This is a genomic window from Arhodomonas sp. KWT (genome assembly GCF_010993615.1).
On sequence record NZ_WNXE01000361.1, the window covers coordinates 1 to 1,896 of the forward strand.

Consider the following 1,896-nt stretch of genomic DNA (forward strand, 5'->3'; position numbering starts at 1 on the left):
CGGTCGTCGAACGCCTCGGCGCGCTGGAACGCGAGCTCGACGAGACCGGCGACGACGCCCGGGCCGACGACATCGCGAGGCGTATTGGCGAGACCCGGCGCGAGCTGGCGCAGGCCCAGGACGGGGAGGCGCTGGTGCACGGCCACGTCGACGGCAATGCCGTCGCGGAGGTGATCTCCGGGTGGACGGGCATCCCCCTGGGCAAGATGCTCGCCGACGAACTCACCACCGTGCGCCGCCTGCCGTCACTGCTCGGCGAACGCGTGCTCGGCCAGGACCACGCCCTGGAGGCCATCGGTCAGCGCATCGCGATCTCCCGCGCCGGCCTCGACGACCCGGGCAAGCCCGTCGGCGTGTTCCTGCTGCTCGGCCCCAGCGGTGTCGGCAAGACCGAGACCGCCCTGGCCCTCGCCGACACCCTCTACGGCGGCGAGCGCAACGTCATCACCATCAACATGTCCGAGTATCAGGAGGCCCACACCGTCTCCGGCCTGAAGGGCTCGCCGCCGGGCTACGTGGGCTATGGCGAGGGCGGCGTGCTGACCGAGGCGGTACGCCGCCGGCCCTACAGCGTGGTCCTGCTCGACGAGGTGGAGAAGGCCCACCCGGACGTCCTGGAGCTCTTCTTCCAGGTGTTCGACAAGGGGGTACTCGACGACGGCGAGGGCCGGGAGATCGATTTCCGCAACACGATCATCCTGCTGACCTCCAACGTCGGCACCGACGCCATCATGGAGCGCTGCCTCGGCCATGCCGTGCCGCCGGCCCCGGAGGCGATCGTCGCGGCACTGCGCGACACCCTCAACACCACCTTCAAACCGGCGTTCCTCGGCCGCCTGAGCATCGTCCCCTACTACCCGGTGCACGGCGAGATCCTCAGGCGAATCGTGACAATGAAGCTGGAGCGCATCCGCCAGCGCTTCCTTCACAACCATCGTGCCGGGCTGACGTTCTCCCCGGCGGTGGTCGAGGCCATCGCCGCCCGCAGCACCGACAGCGACAGCGGCGCCCGCAGCATCGACCACATCCTCGCCGGCACCCTCATGCCGGAGCTCGCCGCGCACGTGCTCGACCGCATGGCCGCGAACGACCCGGTGGAGCACCTGGAGGTGGATCTGGGTACAGGCGGGAACTTCATCTACCGGAGCCCGTCGGCCGACGAACCCGCGCTGGCGGTGTGAACCATACCCGCCCAGGGCCGCACGCGGTACCGCGGGCCCGGCGCGTATACCGGCCTCAGTTCAGGATGGGCGGCCAGGAAACGATGTGCTGGAAAGGGCCTGGCGAACACCCCAACGCGGACAACCGGGGCACCAAAAACATGCCATACCGCCCGGCCCCATCCCTCGACAAGGGTGTCGGGCGCGTTCCGGCACGAGTCACGCAGAGTCAGACCGTTCCCGCCGTAGGCCGGTTGCCCGAAGGCAGCCGACGATGGCCCGGAAGAGGACGGCGATTGCGGGGAGCCGTCAGCCCGCGGAAGCGGCCGGTACCGGCCGTTCGTGTGGATCGGGCACCGGGAGCGTGCGACACCCTCGCCCTGCCGACAAGCACCCTGCGGACGCCCGCCGCCCCGGGGCACACCGGGCGAGGCCACCGTGGTCGGTTGCCAGGAGCAACCAATCTATACCCGCCCTCGGCAACGGGCCCTAGGGGTTCACGCCGCCGGCCGCCGCCAGGGCCGACGCGAGCTCCGGCTCCAGGGCGTCCAGACGGGGCAGCAGCGCGGACTCGCCGGCGGCGAGCACCGGGATGAAGCGCTCGTCATCCACCCCGGCGTCACCCGGTGCCAGGGTATCCATGGTGACGCTCGCGATGCGCGGGATCCCCTGGGTGACGACACCATAGTGGCTAACGGGCAAGGTACCGGACAGGGCCTTGAGCACGAGCAACCGA

At 70.4% G+C, this 1,896-nt stretch carries 2 protein-coding genes; one reads left to right on the plus strand and one right to left on the minus strand.

All coding sequences use genetic code 11. The features are described 5' to 3' along the window. Window positions 1–1,181, plus strand: a 1,181-nt coding sequence (locus G7A99_RS18925; protein ID WP_205599928.1) for an AAA family ATPase, incomplete at its 5' end; no start/stop codon positions are given. Window positions 1,182–1,649: 468 nt separating this feature from the next. Here the strand turns inward: G7A99_RS18925 and G7A99_RS18930 are convergent. Beyond that, window positions 1,650–1,896: hypothetical protein (locus G7A99_RS18930; protein WP_205599929.1), on the minus strand; the 247-nt coding region annotated here is incomplete at its 5' end.